The organism is Janthinobacterium sp. (assembly GCF_009923995.1).
In the GTDB taxonomy this organism is placed as follows: Bacteria; Pseudomonadota; Gammaproteobacteria; order Burkholderiales; family Burkholderiaceae_D; genus Janthinobacterium.
Genome location: NZ_RFSK01000025.1, coordinates 1 through 25,149, shown reverse-complemented (window position 1 = coordinate 25,149; position 25,149 = coordinate 1). Strand labels below are relative to the sequence as shown.

23 protein-coding genes, 1 tRNA gene and 1 pseudogene are annotated in these 25,149 nt (G+C 62.0%); 17 read left to right on the top strand and 8 right to left on the bottom strand.

Going from position 1 to position 25,149, the window contains the following annotated elements; all coding sequences use genetic code 11:
* The first annotated feature begins 22 nt into the window (after positions 1–22).
* The gene (locus tag EBS11_RS14170) at positions 23–2,146 is read left to right on the top strand and encodes a TonB-dependent receptor (RefSeq protein WP_290603600.1); all 2,124 of its coding nucleotides are present in this window, start codon (positions 23–25) and stop codon (positions 2,144–2,146) included.
* An 8-nt stretch (positions 2,147–2,154) separates the two neighbouring features.
* Positions 2,155–3,501, top strand: a complete 1,347-nt coding sequence (locus tag EBS11_RS14165; protein ID WP_290603599.1) for a PepSY-associated TM helix domain-containing protein — start codon at positions 2,155–2,157, stop codon at positions 3,499–3,501.
* Here the strand turns inward: EBS11_RS14165 and EBS11_RS14160 are convergent.
* Positions 3,485–4,882: a hypothetical protein gene (locus EBS11_RS14160; RefSeq protein ID WP_290603598.1), complete on the bottom strand. Its 1,398-nt coding sequence runs from the start codon at positions 4,880–4,882 to the stop codon at positions 3,485–3,487. The two genes, EBS11_RS14165 and EBS11_RS14160, sit on opposite strands and share 17 nt — an antisense overlap.
* Complete coding sequence (locus tag EBS11_RS14155; protein WP_290603596.1) at positions 4,879–5,298, bottom strand: hypothetical protein; 420 nt, start codon at positions 5,296–5,298, stop codon at positions 4,879–4,881. Before EBS11_RS14155 ends, EBS11_RS14160 begins: the two co-directional genes overlap by 4 nt.
* 150 nt (positions 5,299–5,448) lie before the next feature.
* Between EBS11_RS14155 and EBS11_RS14150 the strand changes: the two genes are divergently transcribed.
* Both EBS11_RS14150 and EBS11_RS14145 read left to right on the top strand, forming a co-directional pair.
* The gene (locus tag EBS11_RS14150) at positions 5,449–6,627 is read left to right on the top strand and encodes a hypothetical protein (RefSeq protein ID WP_290603594.1); all 1,179 of its coding nucleotides are present in this window, start codon (positions 5,449–5,451) and stop codon (positions 6,625–6,627) included.
* Positions 6,628–6,701: 74 nt separating this feature from the next.
* Positions 6,702–7,088 carry a hypothetical protein gene (locus EBS11_RS14145; RefSeq protein WP_290603593.1) on the top strand — a complete coding sequence of 129 codons (387 nt, stop codon included), beginning with the start codon at positions 6,702–6,704 and terminating at the stop codon, positions 7,086–7,088.
* 11 nt (positions 7,089–7,099) lie between these two features.
* Here the strand turns inward: EBS11_RS14145 and EBS11_RS14140 are convergent, their stop codons facing one another.
* The gene (locus tag EBS11_RS14140) at positions 7,100–8,014 is read right to left on the bottom strand and encodes a LysR family transcriptional regulator (protein WP_290603591.1); all 915 of its coding nucleotides are present in this window, start codon (positions 8,012–8,014) and stop codon (positions 7,100–7,102) included.
* Between the two features lie 102 nt (positions 8,015–8,116).
* On the opposite strand from EBS11_RS14140, the gene EBS11_RS14135 reads away from it, so the two are divergent.
* The 4 genes from EBS11_RS14135 (at position 8,117) to EBS11_RS14120 (ending at position 11,906) form a co-directional block, all read left to right on the top strand.
* Positions 8,117–9,226 carry a muconate/chloromuconate family cycloisomerase gene (locus tag EBS11_RS14135; protein ID WP_290603589.1) on the top strand — a complete coding sequence of 370 codons (1,110 nt, stop codon included), beginning with the start codon at positions 8,117–8,119 and terminating at the stop codon, positions 9,224–9,226.
* An 11-nt stretch (positions 9,227–9,237) separates the two neighbouring features.
* Positions 9,238–9,528, top strand: coding sequence for a muconolactone Delta-isomerase (catC, locus tag EBS11_RS14130; RefSeq protein WP_290603588.1), 291 nt, complete (start codon positions 9,238–9,240; stop codon positions 9,526–9,528).
* 33 nt (positions 9,529–9,561) lie between these two features.
* Positions 9,562–10,365: a 3-oxoadipate enol-lactonase gene (pcaD, locus tag EBS11_RS14125; RefSeq protein WP_290603586.1), complete on the top strand. Its 804-nt coding sequence runs from the start codon at positions 9,562–9,564 to the stop codon at positions 10,363–10,365.
* A 137-nt stretch (positions 10,366–10,502) separates the two neighbouring features.
* Complete coding sequence (locus tag EBS11_RS14120; protein ID WP_290603584.1) at positions 10,503–11,906, top strand: sodium:solute symporter family protein; 1,404 nt, start codon at positions 10,503–10,505, stop codon at positions 11,904–11,906.
* A 174-nt stretch (positions 11,907–12,080) separates the two neighbouring features.
* On the opposite strand, the gene EBS11_RS14115 is transcribed toward EBS11_RS14120, so the two are convergent.
* Positions 12,081–13,475: a GntP family permease gene (locus EBS11_RS14115; RefSeq protein WP_290603582.1), complete on the bottom strand. Its 1,395-nt coding sequence runs from the start codon at positions 13,473–13,475 to the stop codon at positions 12,081–12,083.
* A gap of 595 nt (positions 13,476–14,070) precedes the next feature.
* Here EBS11_RS14115 and EBS11_RS14110 point away from each other — a divergent pair.
* Positions 14,071–16,113, top strand: coding sequence for a hypothetical protein (locus EBS11_RS14110; RefSeq protein ID WP_290603581.1), 2,043 nt, complete (start codon positions 14,071–14,073; stop codon positions 16,111–16,113).
* A gap of 204 nt (positions 16,114–16,317) precedes the next feature.
* On the opposite strand, the gene EBS11_RS14105 is transcribed toward EBS11_RS14110, so the two are convergent.
* Both EBS11_RS14105 and EBS11_RS14100 read right to left on the bottom strand, forming a co-directional pair.
* Positions 16,318–16,394: transfer RNA gene (locus EBS11_RS14105), tRNA-Pro, on the bottom strand.
* Positions 16,395–16,448: 54 nt separating this feature from the next.
* On the bottom strand, positions 16,449–18,542 hold the full coding sequence (locus EBS11_RS14100) for an AsmA family protein (RefSeq protein WP_290603580.1): 2,094 nt from the start codon (positions 18,540–18,542) through the stop codon (positions 16,449–16,451).
* A gap of 163 nt (positions 18,543–18,705) precedes the next feature.
* Between EBS11_RS14100 and EBS11_RS14095 the strand changes: the two genes are divergently transcribed.
* The 3 genes from EBS11_RS14095 to arsH are packed head-to-tail and all read left to right on the top strand — an operon-like array spanning position 18,706 to position 20,198.
* Positions 18,706–19,041: a metalloregulator ArsR/SmtB family transcription factor gene (locus EBS11_RS14095; protein WP_290603678.1), complete on the top strand. Its 336-nt coding sequence runs from the start codon at positions 18,706–18,708 to the stop codon at positions 19,039–19,041.
* On the top strand, positions 19,038–19,460 hold the full coding sequence (gene arsC / locus EBS11_RS14090; RefSeq protein WP_290603579.1) for an arsenate reductase (glutaredoxin): 423 nt from the start codon (positions 19,038–19,040) through the stop codon (positions 19,458–19,460). Before EBS11_RS14095 ends, arsC begins: the two co-directional genes overlap by 4 nt.
* Positions 19,461–20,198: an arsenical resistance protein ArsH gene (gene arsH, locus EBS11_RS14085; protein ID WP_290603578.1), complete on the top strand. Its 738-nt coding sequence runs from the start codon at positions 19,461–19,463 to the stop codon at positions 20,196–20,198.
* A gap of 66 nt (positions 20,199–20,264) precedes the next feature.
* On the opposite strand, the gene ispB is transcribed toward arsH, so the two are convergent.
* Positions 20,265–21,254: an octaprenyl diphosphate synthase gene (gene ispB / locus EBS11_RS14080; protein ID WP_365955432.1), complete on the bottom strand. Its 990-nt coding sequence runs from the start codon at positions 21,252–21,254 to the stop codon at positions 20,265–20,267.
* A 304-nt stretch (positions 21,255–21,558) separates the two neighbouring features.
* Here ispB and rplU point away from each other — a divergent pair, with 304 nt between their 5' ends.
* The 5 genes from rplU (at position 21,559) to proB (ending at position 24,970) form a co-directional block, all read left to right on the top strand.
* The gene (gene rplU / locus EBS11_RS14075; RefSeq protein WP_038500602.1) at positions 21,559–21,870 is read left to right on the top strand and encodes a 50S ribosomal protein L21; all 312 of its coding nucleotides are present in this window, start codon (positions 21,559–21,561) and stop codon (positions 21,868–21,870) included.
* A 40-nt stretch (positions 21,871–21,910) separates the two neighbouring features.
* Entirely contained in the window at positions 21,911–22,183 is a 273-nt protein-coding gene (rpmA, locus tag EBS11_RS14070; RefSeq protein WP_070219281.1) for a 50S ribosomal protein L27, read from the top strand.
* A gap of 108 nt (positions 22,184–22,291) precedes the next feature.
* Positions 22,292–23,401 carry a GTPase ObgE gene (gene obgE, locus EBS11_RS14065; RefSeq protein ID WP_290603574.1) on the top strand — a complete coding sequence of 370 codons (1,110 nt, stop codon included), beginning with the start codon at positions 22,292–22,294 and terminating at the stop codon, positions 23,399–23,401.
* Positions 23,402–23,413: 12 nt separating this feature from the next.
* The gene (locus EBS11_RS14060; RefSeq protein WP_290603572.1) at positions 23,414–23,824 is read left to right on the top strand and encodes a DUF4345 family protein; all 411 of its coding nucleotides are present in this window, start codon (positions 23,414–23,416) and stop codon (positions 23,822–23,824) included.
* A 27-nt stretch (positions 23,825–23,851) separates the two neighbouring features.
* Positions 23,852–24,970: a glutamate 5-kinase gene (gene proB / locus EBS11_RS14055; protein WP_290603570.1), complete on the top strand. Its 1,119-nt coding sequence runs from the start codon at positions 23,852–23,854 to the stop codon at positions 24,968–24,970.
* 53 nt (positions 24,971–25,023) lie between these two features.
* On the opposite strand, the pseudogene EBS11_RS14050 reads toward proB, so the two are convergent.
* A pseudogene (locus EBS11_RS14050) lies at positions 25,024–25,149 on the bottom strand (IS1595 family transposase); the annotation flags it as partial.

The following is a 25,149-nucleotide window of genomic DNA, read 5'->3' as shown; positions in this document are numbered from 1 at the left end:
CGCATATTTCAACGAGAATCACATGAACAACAAACTGTTGGTGCTGGCCGTGGCCATCACCCTGGCCTACCCCTGCGCGCAGGCGCAGCAACTTGACAAAACCGACCACGCCATCGACACCGTCGTCGTTTCCGGCTCGCGCGTGCAATCGTGGCTGTCCGAGACGCCGCAGGCCATCGGCGTGGTCAATACCCAGACGCTGGAGCGCGACAAGCCGAAGACCATGGGCGATATCCTCAACCGCATCGCCGGCGTGTACTGGAATGACCTGGGCAACGAGCAGCACAGCATGAGCATCCGCCAGCCCATCGGCACGAATGCCGTGTACCAGTACCTGGAGGACGGTATTCCCATCCGTCCGCTGGGCGTCTTCAACCACAACTCGCTCAACGAGATGAACATGGCCGGGGCCAGCGGCATGGAAGTGGTGAAGGGCGCCGCATCGTCGCTGTACGGCAGCAATGCCGTGGGCGGTGCCGTCAATTTCCTCACGGCCGGTGCCAGCGCCACGCCGACGGCCAAGGTGGGCGTGCGGCGCGACAATGTGGCCGGCTACACGCGCTACGACACCTCCGCCAGCGATACCTGGGGCCCGCTGGGCCTGCGCTTCTCCCATTACAGTTCGCGCCGTTCGCGCGACAACTGGCAAGAGTACAGCTATGGCGACAAGGATTCATTCTCGCTGCGCGCCGACTATGCGCTCAGTCCCACGTCGCAGCTGCGCGCCACCATCGTCCACACGGATCTCGATGCGGCCATGACGGGCAGCCTGTTCGAGAACGATTACCGCAATGATCCTGGCAAGAGCCTGAACACGTTCACTTATCGCAAGGACAAGACGACGCGCATGAACCTGGCGTGGGAAGGTGCGACGACGCAACGGGGCACGAGCACCGTTACCGTATTTACGCGCAAGAACGACCATGGGCAGATACCCGCGTATTCCATCGGCAGCTGCGCAGGCATGCTGTGCAAGGGCGTCATCAACAACAACCACGTCGATTCGCTGGGGCTGGACGTGAAACACCAGCAGGAATTCGCCTGGCTGCGCTCGCGCCTGGTCGCCGGGGTGTACGTGGACAAGAGCGACAATCCCTTTGTCAGCGACAACCTGTCCATCGTGCGCGATGCGGCCACGGGCCGGTATTTGCGCTACAGCGTGGCCAATGCGAGCAATCCGCAGGGCGTACGCGACTACCGGACGGATATCCTCAACACGGCCGTCTTCGCGCAGTGGGAATTTTCTCCGCTGGCCGGCACGCGCGTGGTGCTGGGCGGCCGTTCGGACGCCATCCGCTACGATTACCATAACCATCTGGCGCCCGGCGGCAGCGTTGATTACGGCGCGCCCGACGAGGCGCGCAGTTTTTCGCACGCCAGCCCGAAGCTGGGCGCCACCCATGCCATCGGCCATGCCGGCAGCGCGTATGCGAACGTCAGCCAGGGTTTTACCCCGCCCGAAGTGAGCCAGCTGTATGGCAAGACGGGCATCGCCGACTTGCGGCCGTCCGTGTACAACAACTATGAAATCGGCCTGCGCTGGGCCTTTTTGCAGGGGCGCTTGAAACTCGATACGGCCCTGTACCGCCTTGACGGGCGCGACACCATCGTCAGCTATACCGTCTCGCCGGGGAACAGCGAAAACCGCAATGCGGGCCGCACGCGCAGCGAAGGACTGGAGCTGGGCCTGAACTACGCCAGCGGCCCGTTCGACGCGCGCTTCGCCACGGCCGTCGCGCGCCACCGCTACCTGCGCTACCAGGTCTCCGCCAGCCTCGATTACAGCGGCCGCACCATGCCGCAGGCGCCGCGCGACATCACCTCGGTCGAGATCGGCTACCAGCCCGTGGCCGGCGCCAGGGTGGCGCTCGAAGCCGTGCACCAGGGCCGCTACTGGATGAACAACGCCAACACGGTGGAGTATGGCGGTCACGCGCTGCTGAACCTGCGCGCCAGCTACCGGATCGGCCGCGGCCTGGAAGCGTGGGCGCAGCTGCGCAATGTGGCAGACAAGCGCTACGCCGATTCGGCCAGCAGCAGCTATTCAGGCGTGGGCAGCTACGTGGCCAATACGCAGAACCAGTACACGCCAGGCGCGCCGCGCAGCGTGATGCTGGGCCTGTCCTACACCTACAGCGCACTGTGAGGCACAGCATGGACGATCACACCTTTCTCATCGCACGCCGCAAAAGCCTGTACTGGCGCATCCACTTCTGGGCCGCACTGATCGCTTCGCCGTTCGCCTTGCTGGCGACCTTGACGGGCATGCTGTACGTGTTCACGCCGCAGATTGAAACGGCGCTGTACGCCCACCTTGACCATGTGACGCCGCAGGGCGCCATGCTGCCGCTGGATGCCGCCGTGGCAGCGGCGGAACGGACGGCACCGCGTGGCTGGGAAGTGCAGCACGTGGTGCCGCCGTTTGAAAAGGATGACGCCGTGCAGGTGGCGTTTGCGCCGTCTGGCGGCGCGCAAGGTGAACATGCTGAACATGCGGGCCATGGCGGGCATGCCGCCGTCGTCAAGCCGAAATTCGGCCTGCCCGCGCAAGCCATCGTCGTGTACGTGAATCCGTATGACGCGCGCGTGCTGGGCAGCCTGGCCAGCAGCGAGCGTTTCGGCAACTGGGCGAAAAGACTGCATTCGCGGCTGCTGCAGAACGATGGCTGGCGCTGGATGATCGAGCTGGCGGCCAGCTGGCTGATGGTGATGCTGGTGACGGGCGTGATCCTGTGGTGGCCGCGCGGCGCGCAGGCGGCCGTGCCGAAGCGCGGTGCGCGGGGCCGCAATGCTTGGCGCCAGTGGCATGCCTTCCTCGGCGTGGCGCTGGGGCTGGTGAGTGTCGTGATCCTGACCACGGGGCTGACGTGGAGCCAGCAGGCGGGAGGGCGCATCCGCGCGCTGCGCGACATCAGCGGCCAGGCATCGCCGCCCGCGCCGCGCGGCCTGCATTCGAGCGAGGACGCGGCTGGCGGCCCGCTGGACTGGCAGGGCGCCTGGCAAGTGGCGCGCAGCCATGCGCCGGCCATTGCCGTGCAGCTGACGGCACCGGCCAGCCAGGACGATGTGTGGCGCGCCACCATGGCCGACCGCAGCCGGCCCACCTTGCGCTTCGACCTGCAATTCGACGCCTACAGCGGCAAGCCCCTGTACTACGCGGGGTGGGAGGCGCAAACGGCGTTCGGCAAGGCCACGGCCATCGGCATCCCTTTCCATCGCGGCGAATTCGGCTGGTGGAACCAGGCCTTGCTGCTGCTGTTTGGCGCCAGCGTGCTGTTTTCGCTGGTGTCGGGCTGGCTGATGTACTTCAAGCGGCGCCTGCCAGGCTCGCTGGGCTTGCCCAAGCTGCTGCCAGGCGCCTGGACTTCGCCCTCCGCGCTGGCCTGGCTGGTGGCGGCCATCATGTGCGCACTGATGCCGCTGCTGCTTATTTCCGGCAGCTTGCTGATGCTGGTGGAGCTGGCCCTGGCGCGGCGACAGCGGCTTAGCCGCCGACGATAGGCTGGGCGATGATCCAGAGGCTGAGCAAGGTGTAGGCGATCATCAGGGCCAGCATCGGATACTGGCTGCGCAGGGCGGCGCGGCGGCTGGCGTACAGGCGCAGCGCGCAGACGTGGGCCAGCCAGACGGCCGCCACGTGGCCGGCGATGATGGCAAACAGCGACACGTACCACACCACCTTGGCGTCGACGATGCCGAGGCGGATGAAGTACAGCTTCGTGCCGAACAAGTCCCAGCCCAGGCCCAGCGGGTCCGACGCCAGCGGAATCAGGTACTGGCCCGCCATCGCCAGGAAGGAAAGGTAATGGGCGAAATGGTAGGCGATGGCAATCGGCACCAGCGTCAGCACGAAGTGCCCGGCCACGCGCAGCAGGGGCAGGGCCGGCTGGCCATCGCCCGCGCCGCAGCGGGCGATCAGTGCGCAAAACAGCAGGAAGATGGCCAGGAACAGGGCCGGCATCAGCAGCAGGGCGGCCGTGGTGATCCACGCCAGCGCGCCCGGTGCCACGGCCAAGACGACGTCGACGATGTCGTACCATGCCTGCGTTTCCATCATGCCGTCGAAGCTGACGGAGGCCAGCATCAGGATCACCAGCACCAGACAGGCGGGGCGCACGGGCTCTGTCGCCAGCAGTCCCGCCGCATACGGGCGCACGTACAAGGCGCCGTCGCGCACTGTGAAAGGTGCGAAGCGCGCCAGCAGGCCGAAGACGACGTGGAACACTTCGCCGTGGCGCAGCCAGGTTTCACGGCCGAACAGGGCCATGGCTGTCCACGTGCAGGCGGAATACAGCAGCATGGTCCAGGCCAGGCTGGCCGGCTGTTCGCTGCCTTCCCAGTTCAGTTCCATCCAGATAAAGCAGAAAAACAGGACGGTGGCCGGCCAGCCGTCGAGCCAGCGCGGCCACGCCAGCGGTGCGCGCCAGCGGGGCCACAGCTGCGCCGCCGCGCGCGCCACGCTGTCGAGCGGATTGACGAGCGCCCACAGGTCCCCCACCAGTGCCGAGACATACGCCATGCCTACCCACCAGATGGCCCAGACCATGGCGGGGGCGATATTTTTCACGGGGTTCTGCACGCCCACCAGTCCGGCCACGATCACGAGGACATACAGCGCCAGCACCAGCAGGCGCAGCGCAAGGTTGATGGCACGCGCAGCGGGGAAGTGCCGCACGAGCAGGCGCGCATAGTCGCCCTGATAGGGCGCTGTATCGTCGCGGCGCCACAGGGCCAGGAAGGCAAACGACAGCGCCACCGTCAGCCCCGCGCCCAGCAGGTACATCCAGAGCGGCAGGGGCAGGTCGTAGCGCTGGCCGAAGCCGTGGGCGTGCCCAAGACCTGGCGCGGCCAGCAGGCCGAGAGCGGCGGCGCGCCGCATCATCGCGGCAGCACTTCCAGGTACATCAGCGGCGCTTCGCGGTGATGCTTGCCCTTGTGCTCCGTCTGCGCGCCGTAGCCGTGCGCGGAAACGGGGAAGCGGCCCGGCACGCTGGCGTCGATACGCATGGCTTGCGGGGCGCCCGGCTTGACCGTCAGCAGCTGGTCGTAGCCGTGCAAGTGGATACTGACTTCCTCGTCGGTAGTCCAATCCAGCGTGATGATGTCGTGCTGCCGCACCCGTATCGTCGGCGGCCTTGGCGCGATTTTGCGCTGCGCGATGGCCAGCGCCACATGCCGTTCCGGTTGCCGCTGGCTGGCCGCCGGGCCGCCCTGCGCCTGGCTTTGCGCCGATGCGCACAGCAGAAAAATGGCCAGACCCAGGCTGGCAAGGGGAAGGTGAAATGGAGTATTTTTCATCCTTAAATTTTAGGAAAGATTTCCAGCATTGGCCATCTGAAAAAAAACGCCAGTTTGAAAAAGTGCCGCCGTAGAATGATCGGCGCGCACTGGCGACAAGCGCCGCCGGTCTGGCCTATCCAATGACACTTGAAAGAGGCAGGGGAGACGATGAAGAATAAAAAAATGCTGTTTGCACTGGCGCTGGCCTGCCTGGCCGCGCCGCCCGCACGGGCCGAAATCCTGGCCATGGTCAATTACGAAAGCAAGTCGCCCGAATCACTGAAGTCGCTGAAAAGCCCCGTCGCGCCGCCCTCGCGCAAGGAGGGCATCGCCATCATCGACGTCGATCCGGAGTCGAAACACTTCGGCAGGATCGTGCGCGATATTCCCCTGCCGCCGGACCTGGTGGCGCACCACATTTTCTACAACCATGACATGAGCAAGGCCTACATCACGGCGCTGGGCAAGACGCAGCTGCGCGTGATGGACATGCGCCACAAGGACTTGCCCATCAAGGTGATCGAGGTGCCCACCTGTCAGGTAGGGGAGGACATCGTCTTTTCGGATGACCACAAGCGCTGGTATTTGAGCTGCATGGGCTCGCAGGCCGTGCTGGAAGGCGATGCCGTGCACGACAAGCCGGGGCGCACCGTCAAATTGCCGGCGCCGTATCCGCACGGCCTGGCGGTCCACGATGGCATCGACCGCACGCTGCTGACGAGCACCATCCGCCCCACGGACCTGGGCGATGCGGGTGAAGTGATCAGCGTGCTGGAAACGAGCACGGGGAAGGTGCTGGGCACGCACAAGCTGTCGAAAAAGCCATCACCGTCGGGCGAGGCGCCAGTGGAGGTGCTGTTCGTCCCGGGCAGCCATCCGCCCGTGGCGTACATCGCCAATATGTACGGCGGCACCGTGTGGACGGCCACGTGGAACCCGGCAACGAAGGATTTTGTCACGGCCCAGGTGCATGATTTTGCCGAACAAAAGGCGGGCGTGCCGCTGGAACTGTATTTCAACAAGGGCGCCACGCGGCTGTACCTGACGACGGCCAAGCCGGGCCACCTGCATATCTTCGACCTGACGGACGGCATCGGCAAGCCGAGGCTGGTGAAATCGATACCCGCCGCCGAAGGCGCGCACCACGTGGCGTTCACGAAGGATGGCCGCTATGCCTTCGTGCAGAATGCGCTGCTCAATCTGCCCGGCATGAGCGATGGCAGCATCACCGTCATCGACCTGAAAAAGGAGGCGGTGGTACGCAGCGTCGATACCCTGAAAGACAGGGGCCTCAATCCGAACAGCATCGTGCTGCTGCCGCAGTGGAACGACTTCATGGGGCACTGAAAGACGCATTCCGCTAGAATGCCAAGGCGCGGCCAGGCTCGTTGCCAAGGGCCGCACCTTTGCACTGGCTGAACATGAAATTCATCGATTTCCCCGCCTTGTCCACCCTGGCCGCCGCGTCGGCCGCGGTTACCCAGAAATGCAGCTGCTGCGCCGTCCCGCTCGATGCCTGGCAGCGCCTTCCCACCTCGCTGGAGCTGGACCGCTTTGCAGAAATCGGCACCCTGCGCGAAGATCCGTACGAGGAACCGACCTTCGCCGAGTATCACCCGCAGGGAACGCGCTATGACAGTGCCGACGCGCCCATCGCGCCGCGCTACTATCCTGCCAACCTGAGCCAGGTGGCCCGCTGCCTGGGTTGCGGCCGCCACTACCTGCGCTACAACGAGGCGGGCGGCTATTTCACGGAACTGCGCATCCGCGCGCTGCGCCCCGAACTGCTGGCCGACGCGCCGCTGTAGCCGGATTTCCGCTACAGGCTTTCCTTGACGTGCGCGATGCCGTGTTCATCGTAGATCGAGTACACGGCGGCGAGGATGTTTTCCAGCTCGGGCGCGCGGTCCATGTGGCGCACGCTGAAGAAGATGGGGGAAAACGCATGAGTGTCGTCCAGCTTGCGGTACACGACGTTCCGGTGATGCATGGCTTGCACGCTTTCCGGCACGATGGAAATCCCCTGGCCGGCCGCCACCAGTCCCATGGAAATCTGCAGCTCGCGCACCTCGGTGACGAGGCCCGGCGTGACATTGCCATCGCTGAACATGGCCAGTACCTGGTCGGCAAAGCTGGGGCGGGGCGCCTTCGGGTAGACCAGCAGGGTTTCATGCGTGAGGTTCGTCAGGCGCAGGCCGCCCTCGCCATGGGCCAGCCGATGCCCGGGCGGCAGGGCCACGACCAGGCGCTCTTCGCGCAGCAGGATGCGACGGATGCTGGGGTCCTCGCTTTTCAGGCGTCCGAAGCCCACGTCGATGCGGCCTTCCTTGAGCGCCTTGATCTGCTCCACCGTCGTCATCTCGTGCAGGGTCACGTCCACTGCGGGGTGGCGCTCGCAGTAGCGGTGCACCACATCGGGCAATTCCCCGTACAGGGTCGAGGCGACGAAGCCGATCGACAGGGTGCGTTCCAGCTTGCCGATGCGCTGCGTCATCGCCTTCAGGTCGCGCACCTGGTCGAGCAGCGGGCGCGCGTGGGCGAGGAAAAACTCGCCCGCTTCCGTCAGCCGCAGGGGCCGCGATCCTTTCTCGATCAGCGCCACGCCCAGGGTTTCTTCCAGCTGCTGCATCTGCCGGCTCAGCGGCGGCTGCGCGATATGCAGGCGCTCGGCAGCACGCGTAAAGTTCCTTTCTTCGGCGACCGCGACGAAGTAGCGCAAGTGGCGTAATTCCATCTTCATACCTTTCAGGTATAGGTTCGATACCAACTCGGTGTTGGACGTGGGGACTTTGGGGGCATATCGTGTCACCACTCCACAGAATTATACGGAATAAATATGATTCAAAATATCGAGACCTTCCTGGTCGATGTGCCAACCATTCGTCCGCACAAGCTGTCCGTCGCCACCATGAATACGCAAACCCTGGTGCTGGTGCGCGTGCGCTGCGCCGATGGCATCACGGGCTGGGGCGAAGCCACGACCATCGGCGGCTTGAGCTACGGCGGCGAAAGCCCGGAAAGCATCAAGACGAATATCGACACCTATATCGCGCCCCTGCTGGCCGGCATGGACGCGAGCCAGGTGGCGAAGGCCATGGCCAAAGTACGCAAGGTTATCCAGGGTAACCGCTTCGCCAAGTGCGCGATCGAGACGGCGCTGCTGGACGCGCAGGCGCGCCGCCTGGGCGTGCCGCTGTCGGAACTGCTGGGCGGCCGGGTGCGCGACGCGCTGCCCGTGGCCTGGGTGCTGGCCAGCGGCGACACCGTGCGCGATATCGCCGAAGGCGAAAAGATGCTGGAGCTGCGGCGCCACCGCATCTTCAAGCTGAAGATCGGCTTGCGCGACGTGATGGACGACGTGGCCCACGTGCTGGAGATCAAGCGGGCGCTGGGCGACCGGGCCAGCGTGCGCGTCGACGTCAACCAGGCCTGGAGCGAGACGGACGCCGTGCGCGGCATCGCCGCGCTGGAAGCGGGCGGCATCGACCTGATCGAGCAGCCCGTCAAGGCGGGCAACCGCGCCGCGCTGGCGCGCCTGAAGCAGCGCTTCGACGTGGCTATCATGGCCGACGAAGCCTTGCACGGTCCCGCCGATGCGCTGGCGCTGGCGCAGGCCGACGCGGCCGACGTGTACGCGGTGAAGATCACCCAGTCCGGCGGCTTGCTGCCGGCGCTGGAGGTGGCCACCGTGGCGCGTCTGGCCGGCGTGGGCCTGTACGGCGGCACCATGCTCGAAGGCGGCGTTGGCACGGCCGCCACGGCCCATGTCTGCTCTACGTTTGCGGAACTGGCCTGGGGCACGGAACTGTTCGGGCCACTGCTGCTGACGCAGGAAGTGCTGCGCGAACCGCTCGTGTACCGCGACTTCATGCTGCAGGTGCCGACTGGCCCGGGCCTGGGCGTGGAGATCGATATGGACAAGCTGCGTTCCCTGCAGCGTCAATAAAGGAGAATGCAATGTTATTTCATGTACGCATGAACGTGAACCTGCCCGTCACCATGCCGGCGGAGCAGGCGGCCCAGTTGAAACAGACGGAAAAGGCACTGGCGCAGCGCCTGCAGCACGAGGGCAAGTGGCGCCACCTGTGGCGCATCGCCGGCCAGTACGCCAACATCAGCGTCTTTGACGTGGACAGCGTGGACGAACTGCATGATTTGCTCACCTCGCTGCCCTTGTTCCCCTACATGCAGATCGACGTGATGCCGCTGTGCCGCCATCCGTCGTCCGTGCGCGACGGCGATGCCTGAGCCGCGATACGGCGCGAGCCAAGGACCCATGCCATGAAACAGACGGACACCGGAATTGTCGTGACCACCTCGAACGGGAACGATACGCTCCTGCATTACCGCACCGATGGCCAGCGCGGCAATCCCTGCCTGGTGCTGTCGAATTCCCTGGGCACGGACTTGTCCATGTGGGACGCCCAGGCCGCTGCGCTGGCATCCCGATTTTTTGTCGTGCGCTATGACACGCGGGGCCATGGCCTGTCCGCCGGCGGCGGCGCGCCATTCGGCATCGAACGCCTGGGCCTGGACGTGGTGGCGCTGCTCGACCACCTGGAGATCGCCCGCGCCGCGTTCTGCGGCATCTCCATGGGCGGCTTGACGGGGCAGTGGCTGGGCATCCACCAGCCGCAGCGCCTGCACAAGCTGGTGTTGGCGAACACGGCGGCGCGCATCGGCGGCGCCGAGGCCTGGCTGGCGCGGGCGGCGCTGGTGCGCCGCGACGGCATGGCCGCGGTGGCCGATGGCGCCGCCGGGCGCTGGTTCACGCCGCAGTTCATCGGGCGGGAGCCGGACACGGTAGCGCGCATGGTGGCCATCCTGCGCGGACAGGATGCGGGCGGCTATGCGGCCTGCTGCGAGGCGCTGGCGCAGGCTGACTTGCGTGCCTGCGTCGGCACGCTGGGCGTACCGACCCTGGTTATTGCTGGTGAGCAAGATCCAGTCACCACGCTGGACGATGCGCGCTGGCTGCAGCAGCAGGTCGGGGGGAGCCGCCTGGCAAGCCTGCCGGCCTCGCACATCTCGAACGTCGAGGCGGCGGACTTGTTCACGGCGCAACTGCGGGCATTTTTATTGTAAGGGTAAGGCTTGCTGTACCGTATCGGTGCGGCGAGAATTTGCTTTGCCCCTGGACACCGCCATCGGCAAGACCGGTATGCGGCAGGGGAAGCTTTTTTAAAAAATAATAATAAGAAAAGCAGACTTGGAGTAGACAGATGGAAAACAGATTGATGATTATCGCCGGGGTCACGGTGGGCTATTTTGCCCTCATGAGCTACATCACGTACAGCGTGCGCAAGCATGCCAACAGCAGCGAAGGCATGACGGCGGGCGGGCGCAATTATCCCGCCTTCCTGATCGGCGCCTTGCTGCTGTCGGAATTCATCGGCAGTTCCGTCAGCATCGGCACGGCGCAGAAGGGCTATGAGTTGGGCATTTCCGCCGCCTGGAACCTGGTGGCGCTGTCGCTGGGCTTTTTGCTGCTGGCCCTCGTGCTGGTCAAAAAATACAAGGAAAGCGGGCAGTCGACGATTTCCGGCATCCTGGCGCAAACGTATGGCGAGCCCGTGCGTTATGCGGCATCCATCCTCACCATCGTCGCGCTGGGCATCGTCGCCGTCGCCCTGTATGCGAGCGGCGGCGCCGTGCTGGCCGCCGTGTTGCACATCAATAAAACCGTGGCTATTTTGCTGGTGGGCGCCATTACCGTGATCTATGTCAGCCTGGGCGGCATGCGCTCGGTGGTGTACACGAATTTCGCCCATTCCATCGTCAAGTACCTGGGCGTGATCCTGGCGCTGGCGTATGCGCTGGAAGCGACGGGCGGCATCGGCGCGCTGCAGGCGCAGCTGCCGGCCAAGATGTTCAACTGGGTGGAAATCGGCTGGGGCCAGATCATCGCCTGGATGATCGGCGGCATCGGTTCCATCTTCGCCACGCAATATGTGATCCAGGCGCTGGTGAGCACGGACAATCCAGCCGTCGCCAAGCGCGCCTGCTACTACGTGTCGTCCTTGATGATCCCGTTCGGCCTGATGGCGGCCCTGATCGGCATGTGCAGTTCCGTGTTGTATCCCGGCATGAAATCCATCGATGCCTTCCCGACACTGATCGCCCACATGCCTGCGTTTTCCGCCAGCATCATGGTGGTCGGCCTGGCCGGCGCCCTGTTCGGCGGCATTTCCGCCACCACTCTGGCATCGGCCACTCTGGCCATGAAGGATTTTTACGATCCGTGGTTCAACAAGGCAAAAAACGACGCGAAATCGATGCTGTTCCTGCGCATCGCCATCGTCGTGGCGGGCCTGCTGCCGCTGGTGCTGGCCCTGTATGCGGAAAAACTGCTGATGATCGCCTTCCTCGGCAAGGCCTTGCGCGCCACCCTGGCCGTGCTGGTGCTGATGGCCTTCTATGCGCCGAAGTTCGGTACGCCGCGCGGCGCCTTCATCGGCGTGATCGTGTCCGTGATCGCCACCATCGGCTGGTTCCTGGCAGGTAATCCGTACGGCGTCGACAGTTCCTATCTGGCGCTGGCCGGCCCGCTGCTGACCATGGGCATCAGCCACCTGTTCAAGCCGGCGCACGCCATGGTGGAACCGGCACCGTCCCCGCGGCAGTAGGCTAAGCAGGTCGCAATAAATTATGGTGATTTCTGAGTTCCATAACCGGCGCCCTGCAAGGTGGCCGACGAGGCTTGCCCGCTGCTAGCAGTGCCCGCACTGCATCGCAACGGGCGCCTTGCAGCGCATCCGGCTCTGTTCGTCATAACTTCACAATCATTTCCCACGACCTACTTAGACCAGGCCCGTCATGTAATAGATGCCGATCACGAAAAACACGATGACGGTCTTGATGATGGTGATGCCGAAGATGTCGCGGTAGGACTGGCGGTGCGTCAGGCCCGTGACGGCCAGCAGGGTGATCACGGCGCCGTTGTGCGGCAGGGTATCCATGCCGCCGCTGGCCATGGCCACCACGCGGTGCATCACTTCCAGCGGGATGTGCGCCTGCCGGGCCGCCTGGATGAAACTGTCGGACATGGCGGCCAACGCGATGCTCATGCCGCCCGAGGCCGATCCCGTGATGCCGGCCAGGGTCGTCACGGACACGGCGGCGTTGACGAGCGGGTCGGGCACGCTGCGCAAGGTATTGCTGACGGCGAGGAAGCCGGGCAGGGCGGCGATGACGCCGCCGAAGCCATATTCGGATGCCGTATTCATGGCCGCCAGCAAGGCGCCGCCCACGGCCGCCTTGGTGCCTTCGGCAAAGGCGGCGCGGATGCGTCCGAAGGCCGTCACGCACACGAGCAGGATGCCCAGCAGCAAGGCGCCTTCCACGGCCCAGATGCCGGTCACGGAAGCGATGGCCGTCGACACGGGCGCATGCAGGCCCGGCAGCGCGTCGGCGGAGAGCACATAGCTGTCGCCATACCAGTGGGGAATCAGCTTGGTCAGCGCAAAGTTGGCCACGCCCACCAGCACCAGGGGCGCCACCGACAGCAGCGGATGGGGCAGGTCGCCCGCGTCGGCCGTGGACTGCTCGGCCTCGGCCCCATAGCCTTCGCCTGTCGCCATGACGGAGCGGCGCCGCCATTCGAGGAAAGCCAGGCCAGACACTACCGTCAGGATGGCGCCGATGGTGCCCAGCCACGGTGCGGCCCAGCCCGTGGTATTGAAAAAGGTGGTGGGGATGATGTTCTGGATCTGCGGCGTGCCCGGCAAGGTATCCATGGTGAACGAAAACGCGCCCAGGGCGATGGCACCCGGCATCAGCCGCTTGGGGATATTGCTTTGCCGATACAGTTCCGCCGCGAACGGATACACGGCAAACACCACCACAAACAGCGACACGCCGCCATAGGTGAGGGCACCGCACACGGCCACGATGACGGCATTCGCCCGCGCGCTGCCGATATAGCGGATGGCGGCTACGACGATGGAGCGGGAAAAACCGGACAGTTCGATGAGTTTGCCGAACACGGCACCGAGCAAAAAGACGGGGAAATACAGCTTGATGAAGCCCACCATCTTTTCCATGAAGATGCCGCTGAACACGGCCGGCACGGCGGACGGATCGGTCAGCAGCACGGCGCCCAGTGCGGCCACGGGCGCAAACAGGATCACGCTGTAGCCGCGGTAGGCGGCCAGCATGAGGAAGGCCAGAGCGGCCAGAACTATCAGGAAAGACATATGACCAGGCCCTCGCGCGAGAAGTGTACAGGATATTAATTGCTCAATTAATATCATACTTCTCAGCAACACACCAACGCACAGGTCAAGGTATCAGCAGTCGATGTTGGCCGGACCAGGCGGAAGGGGCTGGTCGGGGTGAGAGGATTCGAACCTCCGGCCTCTGCGTCCCGAATAACGAGCTCATATTCTATGAGCCAGTACTCGTACGGATCTTGGCCATTTTGATTAAAATTTCGACACTCTACACTTTGCTGATAAATCGATAAGCGAAGACAATTAGCCTGCAGAATGTCTTTATTGTCATAGCGCTATTTTTAGTGGTGATTTAAATTACTATTTTCAAAGGAGCGCGCAAGACTATAGCCAGCCTTCATCTGATGTGTATTAGCGTAAAATCTTCGCTCTCTTGCCAATTGATTAATTTCGAATTTGTATAGATACTTCATCGTAAATTTTCTCAAGAATTTAATGTTGAAAATAACAATGGATTGGGCAATTATTTGGCGGTTCACGTAGTTAAGTTAGTAGGTTACTCCACCTCACTACAGAATTAAGCTGTGCGTCCTTATTTCTCTTTAGAAAGGCCTATCTCATGAAACTAAATTTTGCTGAAACTCTCAGGAAGGCGCCTACTTCCTTACCTAATCCTACCGGCTACGGTTTCGACCGAGATGTCTGGCATCAAGCCTATCTGGCGCAACATGATAGTAGCCCGGCAGATTATCACGTCTATCTACTAGGGCTTGTGCTAGCTCATCAGACTGAGCGCGTGCAGGGGAGTGTTGAGCACCTTGCATCAAACCTTCACTTTCGAAAAATTGACGAACTTTCCCCGTTTTTCTCCACACGTATAAACGAAGTACAGCTAACTGTATTCAATAGTTTTAAAAAAGCTCTGGAGGGGGTAGAAGCTATTTCCAGTGAGCGAATGCATGAAATGCGGTGCTTTACCGATGGAGCCGGTAACTCTCACTCTTTACAAGTGCCTATGGAAGCAATTGTGGACGCCATCGGTAGTGCATTGAAACTGCTGGGGCGGACAGGTGGGCTGGGAAATCTGGGGGGCGAACGGCGAGAGGAGTTCCCCTTAGACGATACAATGAACCAACTTATGGCCCTCGCCCAGCACAGTTTGTCGATCCAGAGGGTTTGGAACTCGGTGGTTTGGTGGAGAGCGGCTGTTGTGGTCACCCCGGATGGTCGAAGCTACGTTGTTGATGAACGTGACAGTGATTTGGTATCGCGTGCTACTGTCGATCTTGCGCGACGCCCAGCCTTGATGGCACGAGCCTTCGAGAACTCCCAAGGTGCCAATTCGGTTACTCCCAACAACAACGTTTTAATTCCATACATACGCCTGTGTGATGGCCGCTTGACCTTGCAGGCTCTGCCCGCTTTTCTGGTACCGGAGGAGGAGCGTGAGGTTTTACTGGAAGCACGTCGCTCGCACGGTATTCTGCAAGACGCCACGCTGGGAAACTTTATCCAAGAGATTCATCCTCAAGTGGGACTGTGTGTCAGCGAGATCATGGTTATTTGGGGTGAGCTGGCGACGATAGCTGGCCAACTTCACACCTTGGCACAGTCGCTAGATATACTCGCGGATAAGAAGAAACTATCGATGATAGTCGCAAGCCGCATCTCGAAACATGAATTAATCAACACACTTAGAGAATGTGTGGTGTTATCTTCAGATAAGCTAAGGGAATGTATTGATTTTCTCTGCTTCACATCCGCCAAAGGCGTTACGTTGTGGGACAAGCCGTTGCTGTCTGCAGGGGATGATGTGATGTTACTTTGGTGGCCCCTGCAAGGAGTGCACCATGCTCGCCTGCTGAGCGCCTGGGCCAAAAATCATAAAAAACTCGCGATTGCCTTTGATAGCAAAGGTCCCGCTAACGAAGCGATATTGGCAGAGGCGATACGTAGCGCAATCGTAAAAAGTTTGCATCAGAGTCACATGCATTTTGTCGGGATGGCATTAAGTCCGCGCCACAAACCGGACGAGGATATCGACTTGCTGATCGTAATCGATGACACTGCGTTTGTTATTGAAACGGCCTCGATTCCTTCTCCAGCTGAGGCTTATGAGTTTCATGAGACCGAAGCACGGCTAGAGAAAAAAGCTGGGCAATGCCGTAAGCAATGTATCGCCCTAAAGCATGACCTAAACCAAATTGCCGAATGGGCGAACGATGAAAGCTTGCGTGGGAAAGTGACTAGAGTATTTGGTTTGGTTGTCACTAATTCATATTTGCGCGATGGTCTGTACAGCGATGATATATGCTACTGCCACTGGGATACGCTAATTAATGTGATTTCTGGGGCGATGTATTTTGGTCTGACGCGCGGAGTGGAAGATTTCACCCTGATGGCACCAATTCAAATAGGTTCGCATGGCAACGTGGCGGACGGTGTTATTGCTGCTCTAAGGAAGTCGCCCAAGGCAGAGTTTTTTGCGCGATGTATAGTCTCTGTCGACTATCGAGTGAAGGGATTCGATGACACGGACGTTGAAGGTTATTATCGCGCTTTGGAAATGGACTTTCCTCCTCAGGAGATGCTCGAAAAACGCTTGAGGGAATGCAGTTTCGCGGCAACGTTGGAGGAGGTAGACAGGCCTCAGTTCGACTGATTGAGGCCTTTCACAGCCCGAAGTTACGTGAAGTTATTAGTGGCGGATTTTGTGATATTTCGGGCGCGTTATTTAGCGTCGGCCAAACCGACAATGGGAGAAAAAATCTCGGCTCGGAAGTATTATGAGATATCGTAGGCTATTGCTTCGGCAGTAGCCAAACTTGACCATTAGTTCCCTCGGCCCTGATTTTCAACAAAATCTTGGTCGGGGTGAGAGGATTCGAACCTCCGGCCTCTGCGTCCCGAACGCAGCGCTCTACCAGGCTGAGCCACACCCCGCTTACTGGTATTACAGCAGATGGCGGGACGGGTTTCAAGCGGCTGCGTCAAGGTCTATTTCTTTTCTTGCTGCGCTTTCTTGATGTCCGCCTCGCTGACCTTTTTCGCGGGTGCATTTGTCGCCGGCGAAGTGGGGGCCTTGCGTGTGGCGTTCGCTTGGGCCATGACGGCGGCGCAGTCCGTGTCGGGGGCCTTGTCGACGTTGACCAGGGGCAGCAGGGCCGCCAGCGGCGTGACGACGGTGGCCAGGGCCACGGCGGCGCCCGCCTTCAAGGCCAGCGGGCCTTTTTGCGGGCCCACGTCCGGGTTCTTGAACGTGCCTTTCGCGTACAGCGGCGTGCGCAGGGTGATGATACGCGCGCCCTTGGTACGGGGCCGCACGTCCAGGTCCAGGGTTTCATGGGCCAGGTTGACGTTGCCCGTGACGTTGACGACGGCCGTGTCCGTATCGAGCACGAAGCGGCGCACGTCGGCCTGGCCATTCGTCACGGCGAAGTCGCTGGCCAGGCAGTTCAGGTGCACCTGCTTGTCGCCGAAGATTTTCACGAAGACGGCGTTGGCCAGGTTCAGGCCCGCCAGTTCCAGCATGAACTGGCTGACGGAGCCTTCGCTGACGGTGGCGGCCAGTTCGCCATTCGCGCTGGCCAGCATGGCGGAGACGGAATTGCCATGGCCCGTGAGCGCCGCGTCGCCATACACTTCGCCGAAGCTGGCTTGCATCGATTGCAGCTTGGGAAACAGTTCGCGAATTTTGAGGTGGCGCGCCGCCACCTTGGCTTGCGCGGCGATGGTTTTCTGGCGGCCGTCGAGGGTGATGTTCGAGGTGATGTCGCCGCCCGCCATGCCGAAGTTGAGCGGCGTCAAACTGAGCACCTTGTCTTTCATGTGGATATGCGCAACGATGTCGTTGAAGGGAATGTCGTGCGTGCGCACGAGTTTCTTGCCCGTAAATTTCACATCGGCGTCAAGCGCATTCCATTTGGCCGTGTTGAACTGTTCCACGGGCAAGGCCTTGTCATCGGGCTGCACGGGTGCCTTGCCGCGCGCCTGTTTCTGCGCATTGCTGTCGGCGCCGATGGTGGGGCCCAGGTCTTCCAGGCGCAGTTGCTGCGACGTCACTTCGCCGCGCAGCAGGGGACGCGGCTGGCGCGGCAGGTATTGCAGGGTGCCGGCCAGATCGCTCTGTCCCACCGTGCCCTTGAAGTCTTGATAGGTCCAGTTCCAGGCGTCGCCATCCTTCTTGCCCAGCAGGCGGCCCTTGGTGGCATAGTCCGGCGTTTCCGGCAGCAGCACGCCCGTCAGCGGATACAGGTCGGCCATGCTGGCGCCTGCCAGGCTCAGCTGCAGATCGATACCGGACAGCGAGCGCGGGTCCGTCAGGGTGCCGGCGATGCTGGCCTTGTTCTTGCCCAGCACGGCGTGCGCCTGCACGGGGTAGACAGTGTTGTTGTCGGTCAGGGACAGCACGGCACCGGCCTTGCCGCCGCCCGTCACGGGCGCCTTGCGGTAGCTGCCACCCAGGGTGAATTCAATGCCGTATTTTTGCACGGGGGTATTGCCTTGCGCGTCGCCCGGCGTGGCGTCGGGTGCCGTCGAGCTGACCTTGGCGTGCACGTCCAGGGCGATGCCTTCGTCGAGGTAGCGGATGGTCCCGTCGCCGAAGGCCATGCGCTGGATTTCCACCTCCCATGGCGACGGGCCATTGTCCTTCAAGGTCCAGCTGTTGCTGCCGTCGGCGCGCCGCTGCAGGGCGATCTGCGGCGCGTCCAGCGCCAGGTCCGTCAGCACCACCTTGTGCTGCAGCAGGGGCAGCGGGTGGAGGGCCACGTCGATGCGCCTGGCGCTGGCCATCTGCGGGCCGGCCGTGGCCCAGTCCGGGTTGCTCATGCGGACATCCTCGGCGCTGATGCGGGGGCGGGGCACGTAGCGGCGCCAGCCCGGTTCCGTCTTCAGTCCCTGCTGCCATTGCACTTTCAGGTCGCCGGCGATGACGAAACTGCGTCCCGTGCTGTCCGACACCTTCTGGTTGATGTAGGGGCGGGCGCGGTTCCAGTCGAAGGTCAACACGAGGATGACGAGGATGACGAGGAGGGCGAGCAGGGCGGCCAGGCTCCAGCCGAGGATTTTCAGGGGTGTCGAGCGTGTCATGGGTAGCCAATCGCAATGATTTTTTTATCAAGGTAGGCCGATTGGCCATGCCGGTCGGTGCGCTGGGTTACGTAGGCGCAGATGAAGTCTGGTATTAATTCCATAATTCGATTATTATTGAAATATGGAAAATGAAAAGACAAGCGCTGTGCCGTCAGCGCCGCTGACCAGCACGGCAGCCATTGCGGCCCTGGCCGCGCTGGCGCAGGAATCGCGGCTGGCCGTGTTCCGCCTGCTGGTGCAGGCGGGGCCGGAAGGCATGGCCGCCACGAAAATCGCCGAGGCGCTGGCCATTGCACCGTCGTCCCTGTCGTTTCACTTGAAAGAGTTGGCGCATGCCAATCTGGTGACGGCGAGCAAGGCGGGGCGTTCCATCATCTACGCGGCCAATTACGCGGGCATGAACGGCTTGCTGGCCTTCCTGACCGAGAACTGCTGCGCGGGCGCGTCGTGCTGCCTGCCGGGCACCACCACTTTACCGAAGGAAACCACGACATGAGCATCACCATTTATCACAACACGGCCTGCGGCACGTCGCGCAACACCCTGGCCCTGATCCGCAACACGGGCGTCGAGCCCGTCATCATCGATTACGTCAAGCATCCGCCTTCGCGCGAGGAACTGCTGGACCTGATCGCCCGCGCGGGCCTGTCCGTGCGCGCCGTCATGCGCGACAAGGGCGCCCTGTACGAGGAACTGGGCCTGGCCAATCCGGACTTGTCCGACGCGGCTCTGCTGGACGCCATGCAAGCCCATCCGATCCTGATCAATCGCCCCATCGTCGTCACGGAACTGGGCGTGCGCCTGTGCCGGCCGTCGGAAAAGGTGCTGGAGATCCTGCCGCTGCCGCAACGGGGTGCATTTGCCAAGGAAGATGGCCAGCCCGTGGTGGGCGCCGACGGCAAGCCGGTGGCCTGAATGAGTGATTTACCCAATGAGTTGCCCAACATCAGCGCCGCGCACCTGGACGTGCCGGATCTGGACAAGCTGGCGCCGGCGCAGTTGTCCACGCACGCGCCGCGCATCCTGCTGCTGTATGGCTCCTTGCGCGAACGCTCGTACAGCAAGCTGCTGACCTTGGAGGCGGAGCGCATCCTGCGCCATTTCGGCGCCGACACGCGCGTGTTCGACCCGCACGGCTTGCCTATGGTCGACAGCGTGTCGCCCGAGCATCCGAAAGTGCAGGAACTGCGCGAGCTGTCGCTGTGGTCGGAAGGGCAGGTGTGGTGCAGTCCCGAGCGCCATGGCGCCGTCACGGGCGTGTTCAAGTCGCAGATCGACTGGCTGCCGCTGGAGACGGGCAGCGTGCGCCCCACGCAGGGGCGAACTCTTGCAGTGATGCAAGTGTCGGGCGGCTCGCAATCGTTCAATGCCGTCAACGGCTTGCGCGTGCTGGGACGCTGGATGCGCATGGTGACGATCCCGAACCAGTCGTCCGTCGCCAAGGCCTACCAGGAGTTCGACGACGATGGCCGCATGAAGCCGTCGCCGTACTATGAGCGCCTGGTCGACGTGATGGAAGAGTTGTACAAATTCACCCTGCTGGTGCGCGACCGGCGCGATTATTTGGGCAGCCGCTACAGCGAGCGGCTGGAAGCGGAACCGGCCATCGTGCAGGAATTGGCGGGCGCGGCCATGGAGCATGAGCGCAAGTAGCTGTTCGGCAGTGCATGAAAAACGGCGCCATCGGCGCCGTTGTCTTTGCTGCAGCGCAAACCGCGATCAGTGATTGCGGTCCACGGCAAACGAGCACAGTTGCAGCATGGATTGCTTGTAGACGCTGTCCGGCCAGCCGGCAATGGCATCGGCGGCGCGCTGGCCGGCGATTTCCGCCTGCTGGCGCGTGTAGTCGAGGGCGCCGCTGTTGGTGATGGCGGCCAGGATGGCGTCGAAATGCTGCTCGTCGCCCTGCTCGATGCAGCTGCGCACCAGCTCGCGCTGTTCCGCCGTGCCGTTTTCCATCAGCCAGATCAGCGGCATCGTCGGTTTGCCTTCGCGCAAGTCGTCGCCCACGTTCTTGCCGATTTCGGCGGCGTCGCCGGCATAGTCGAGCACGTCGTCGATCAGCTGGAAGGCCGTGCCCAGCGAGCGGCCGTATTCGGCCGCCGCTTCGATGTCGGCTTCGCTGGCGCCGGCGATCAGGGCGCCCAGTTGCGCCGACGCTTCGAACAGCTTGGCCGTCTTCGAGCGGATGACGTTCAGGTAGCTTTCCTGCGTCACGTCCGGATCGTGCATGTTCAGCAACTGCAGCACTTCGCCTTCGGCGATCACGTTGGTGGCGTCGGAGAGGATTTGCATGACGCGCATATTGTTCAGCGAAACCATCAGCTGGAACGAGCGCGAGTGCAGGAAATCGCCCACCAGCACGGAGGCGGCATTGCCGAACAGGGCATTGGCCGTCTGGCGTCCGCGGCGCATCGACGATTCATCGACGACGTCGTCATGCAGCAAGGTGGCGGTATGGATGAATTCGACCACTGCAGCCAGTTCATGGTGGGCCGTGCCACGATACGCGTGGGCATTGGCCACCAGCAGGATCAGCACGGGGCGGATGCGTTTGCCGCCAGCGCTGATGATGTATTCGGCGATCTGGTTGATCAGAATCACATCGGAGTGCAGTTTTTGGCGGATCACCGTGTTGACTGCGTCCATATCGGCGGCAATCGTTTGCACGATGGTGTTTTGGTTAACGTGTTTGTTAGCGTCAGACAAGGCGAACCTGCAATAGATTGTGGGTGCCGCGATTATACGACATGGCTTGCACGCGCGTGATGTTTGGCTATGGCTGTCGAGCAATTGATTGTTCTTATTGTCATTGGCGCGCGTTTTCCTGTCTGCCCCGCGCAAGCCTGACATCGTGTCCAGGTTGTCGACATACCACGATCGTCAAGCTTTGTGAATACTTTTTGACGCAATTTCTCAGTCCGTGTATAATCGCTGGTTCCCCCTGTTGTGTACGGCTTGCTTTGCACGGCGTCGGGACAAATTCTTTCAACATTTGATGAGGTTTCAAATCATGTACGCGGTCATAAAAACCGGTGGCAAACAATACAAAGTTGTCGCTGGCGAAAAACTTAAAGTAGAACAGATACCGGCAGACATTGGTTCCGAAATCACCATCGATCAAGTTCTCGCAGTAGGCGCGGGCGACACCATTAAATTTGGTGCGCCATTGGTCGAAGGTGCAACGGTACTGGTTACGGTTGTGGCGCATGGTCGCCATGATAAGGTCAAAATTTTCAAGATGCGTCGTCGTAAGCACTACCAGAAGCATCAAGGCCATCGCCAGAATTTTACCGAAATCCAAATCGTTTCGATCAACGGCTAATCGCCGCTGTTTGAATTAATCAGCTATCAAGGAGTCTTAAATGGCACATAAAAAAGGCGGCGGCACAACGCGAAACGGCCGTGATTCAGAATCAAAACGTCTGGGCGTTAAAGTCTACGGCGGCCAAGCTATCAACGCTGGCGGCATCATCATTCGTCAACGCGGCACCCCAGTGCGCGCCGGCGAAGGCGTAGGCATGGGCAAGGACCACACTCTGTTCGCGTTGATCGCTGGCAAAGTGAAGTTCGTTGTCAAAGGTGCTGGCTCGAAGCAATTCGTGACCGTTGTACCAAACGAAGCAGTACCAGCGTAATTCATCGCGGAGCGCGTGCTCCGCATGATCGCATGATGTAAGGCGCAAGCCTTCAATCGAAAGGCTCTGCCCAAGGTAGAGCCTTTTTAGTTTTATGGCGGCAAAATTATGAAGTTTATCGACGAAGCAAAAATCGAAGTCATCGCGGGCGATGGCGGCAACGGCTGCGCATCTTTCTGCCGTGAAAAATTCCGGCCTTTCGGCGGCCCCGATGGCGGCGATGGCGGTAAGGGCGGGTCCATCTGGGCCGTGGCCGACCGCAATATCAACACGCTCGTCGATTTCCGCTTTTCCAAAATGCACAAGGCTCGCAATGGCGAGCCTGGCCGTGGCGCGGATTGCTATGGCAAGGGCGCGGATGACATCCACCTGCGCATGCCGGTCGGCACCTTGATCATCGACAACGCGAGCGGCGAAATCCTGGCCGACCTGACCGAACACGGCCAGATCGAACTGCTGGCCAAGGGCGGCGAAGGCGGCTGGGGCAATATTCACTTCAAGTCCTCGACCAACCGCGCGCCACGCCAAAAAGGCGAGGGCAAGGAAGGCGAACGCCGCGAATTGCGCCTGGAACTGAAGGTACTGGCCGACGTGGGCCTGCTGGGCATGCCGAACGCCGGCAAGTCGACCTTCATTTCGGCCGTGTCGAACGCGCGCCCGAAAATCGCCGACTACCCGTTCACCACCCTGCACCCGAACCTGGGCGTGGTGCGCGTGTCGCACGAGAAGAGTTTTGTGATCGCCGATATTCCCGGCTTGATCGAAGGCGCTTCCGAAGGCGCGGGCCTGGGCCACCAATTCCTGCGCCACTTGCAGCGCACGGGCTTGCTGTTGCACATCGTCGACCTGGCGCCGTTTGAAACCAACGTCGATCCTGTCAAGGAAGCCAAGGCGCTGGTCAAGGAGCTGAAAAAGTACGACGAGTCGCTGGTCGACAAGCCGCGCTGGCTGGTGTTGAACAAGCTCGACATGGTGCCGGAAGAAGAGCGCAAGAAGCTGGTGAAGGACTTCCTCAAGCGTTTTGCCTGGAAAGGTCCCGTGTTTGAGATTTCCGCGCTGAACCATCAAGGTTGCCCGGAACTGGTGAATGCGATTTACCAGCATCTGGAAGAGAAGAAACATAGCGAAAGCCGCGCCGAAGAAACGCAGATGACCGAAGAAGCACGCGGTATCTCGTCGATCGACCCGGATGATCCACGTTTCAAGATTTTCGACTAAGGCATTATCCTGATGTCGGTACAAGCGGCCGCTGTCGCGCCAGCGCGCAAGCAAGCGTGGCAGCGCCGTGTATTGCATCTGATCGCGTATGCTTACGGGCTGAGCGCGGTCGCCTGTTTGCTGTTCGCCGACGAGATGGCGGCCGGCATGGGCATCTTCCTCAATGGCGTCAACGGCTACAGCCAGTTCTACGCCTCCCATGTCGGCCTCTGGGGCGCCACCGCGCTCCTGGCGCTGTTCGCAGCACGGCAGGGCGAACCGCCCGTCTACAGCGATCTCACTGCAATGTTGGTCCTGGCGCAGCCCGCCGGCCGGTTGTTTTCGGCCATCAGCTTTGGCTTGCCCCAGGGTTTTGTGTTGTTCATGTGCGCAATGGAGTTGCTGGCAGGGCTGGCCTTGCTGCTGCTGCGTCCTGCGCGCTGACGTCTATCAAGTGAAGAGCGCCGCCCCATGGATTCCGTGATTCAAAAAGCAACCCGCATCATCATCAAAGTCGGCTCCTCGCTGGTCACCAACGATGGCCGCGGACTCGACCATGCCGCCATCGCCCGCTGGGCCGCGCAGATCGCCGGCTTGCGCGCCCTGGGCAAGCAAGTCGTGCTCGTCAGCTCCGGCGCCATCGCCGAAGGCATGCTGCGCCTCGGTTTCGAGCAGCGTCCCACCGATATCCACGAATTGCAGGCTTGCGCCGCCGTCGGACAGATGGGCCTGGCGCAAATCTATGAAAGCAGCTTCCGCGCCCACGGCCTGGGCACGGCGCAGGTGCTGCTGACGCACGCCGACCTGGCCGACCGCGAACGCTACCTGAACGCCCGCTCCACCCTGACGACCTTGCTGCGCCTGGGCGTGGTGCCGATCATCAATGAAAACGACACCGTCGTCACGGATGAAATCAAGTTCGGCGACAACGATACCCTGGGCGCCCTGGTGGCCAACCTGATCGAGGCCGACGCGCTCGTCATCCTGACGGACCAGCACGGCCTGTTCTCGGCCGACCCGCGCAAGGACCCCAGCGCCTACCTGATCACACAGGGCATCGCCGGCGACCCGGCCCTGGAAGCGATGGCCGGCGGCGCCGGGTCCAGCCTGGGCCGGGGCGGCATGCTGACGAAAATCCTCGCCGCCAGGCGCGCCGCCAAGTCCGGCGCCCATACCATCATCGCCTGGGGCCGCGACAGCGACGTGCTCAGCCGCCTCGCCAAGGGCGAAGCCATCGGCACGGAATTGCGGGCACAAACGGGGCAGTTGACGGCGCGTAAGCAGTGGATGGCCGATCATCTGCACACGGCCGGCGCCGTCGTGCTGGACGCGGGCGCCGTGCAAAAGCTGCGCCAGGAAGGCAAGTCCCTGCTGCCGATCGGCGTGACGGGCGTGAATGGCGAGTTCGGCCGCGGCGCCGTGATCACCTGCGTCGACGCCGACGGGCATCCGGTCGCGCGCGGTCTGTCCAACTACACGAGCGGCGAAGCGCGCCGCATCATGCGCAAGCCGTCCACTGAGATCGAGTCCATTCTCGGCTACATGGAAGGCCATGAGCTGATCCACCGCGACAATATGGTCTTGCTGTAGGCGTCCGCTTGCTGCGAATGACAAAAACGGCCCTTGCGGGCCGTTTTTTTTGGCTATGTCACCATCAAGTGTGGGAACGCTCCCAATGTTGCCTTCAATAAGGTTTCTGGCGAGCGGATGCGCCCGGCGTCGAGTATCCAGCGCCATCCCAGGTAGTTCGGCAGGTAGCGCGTGGCCAC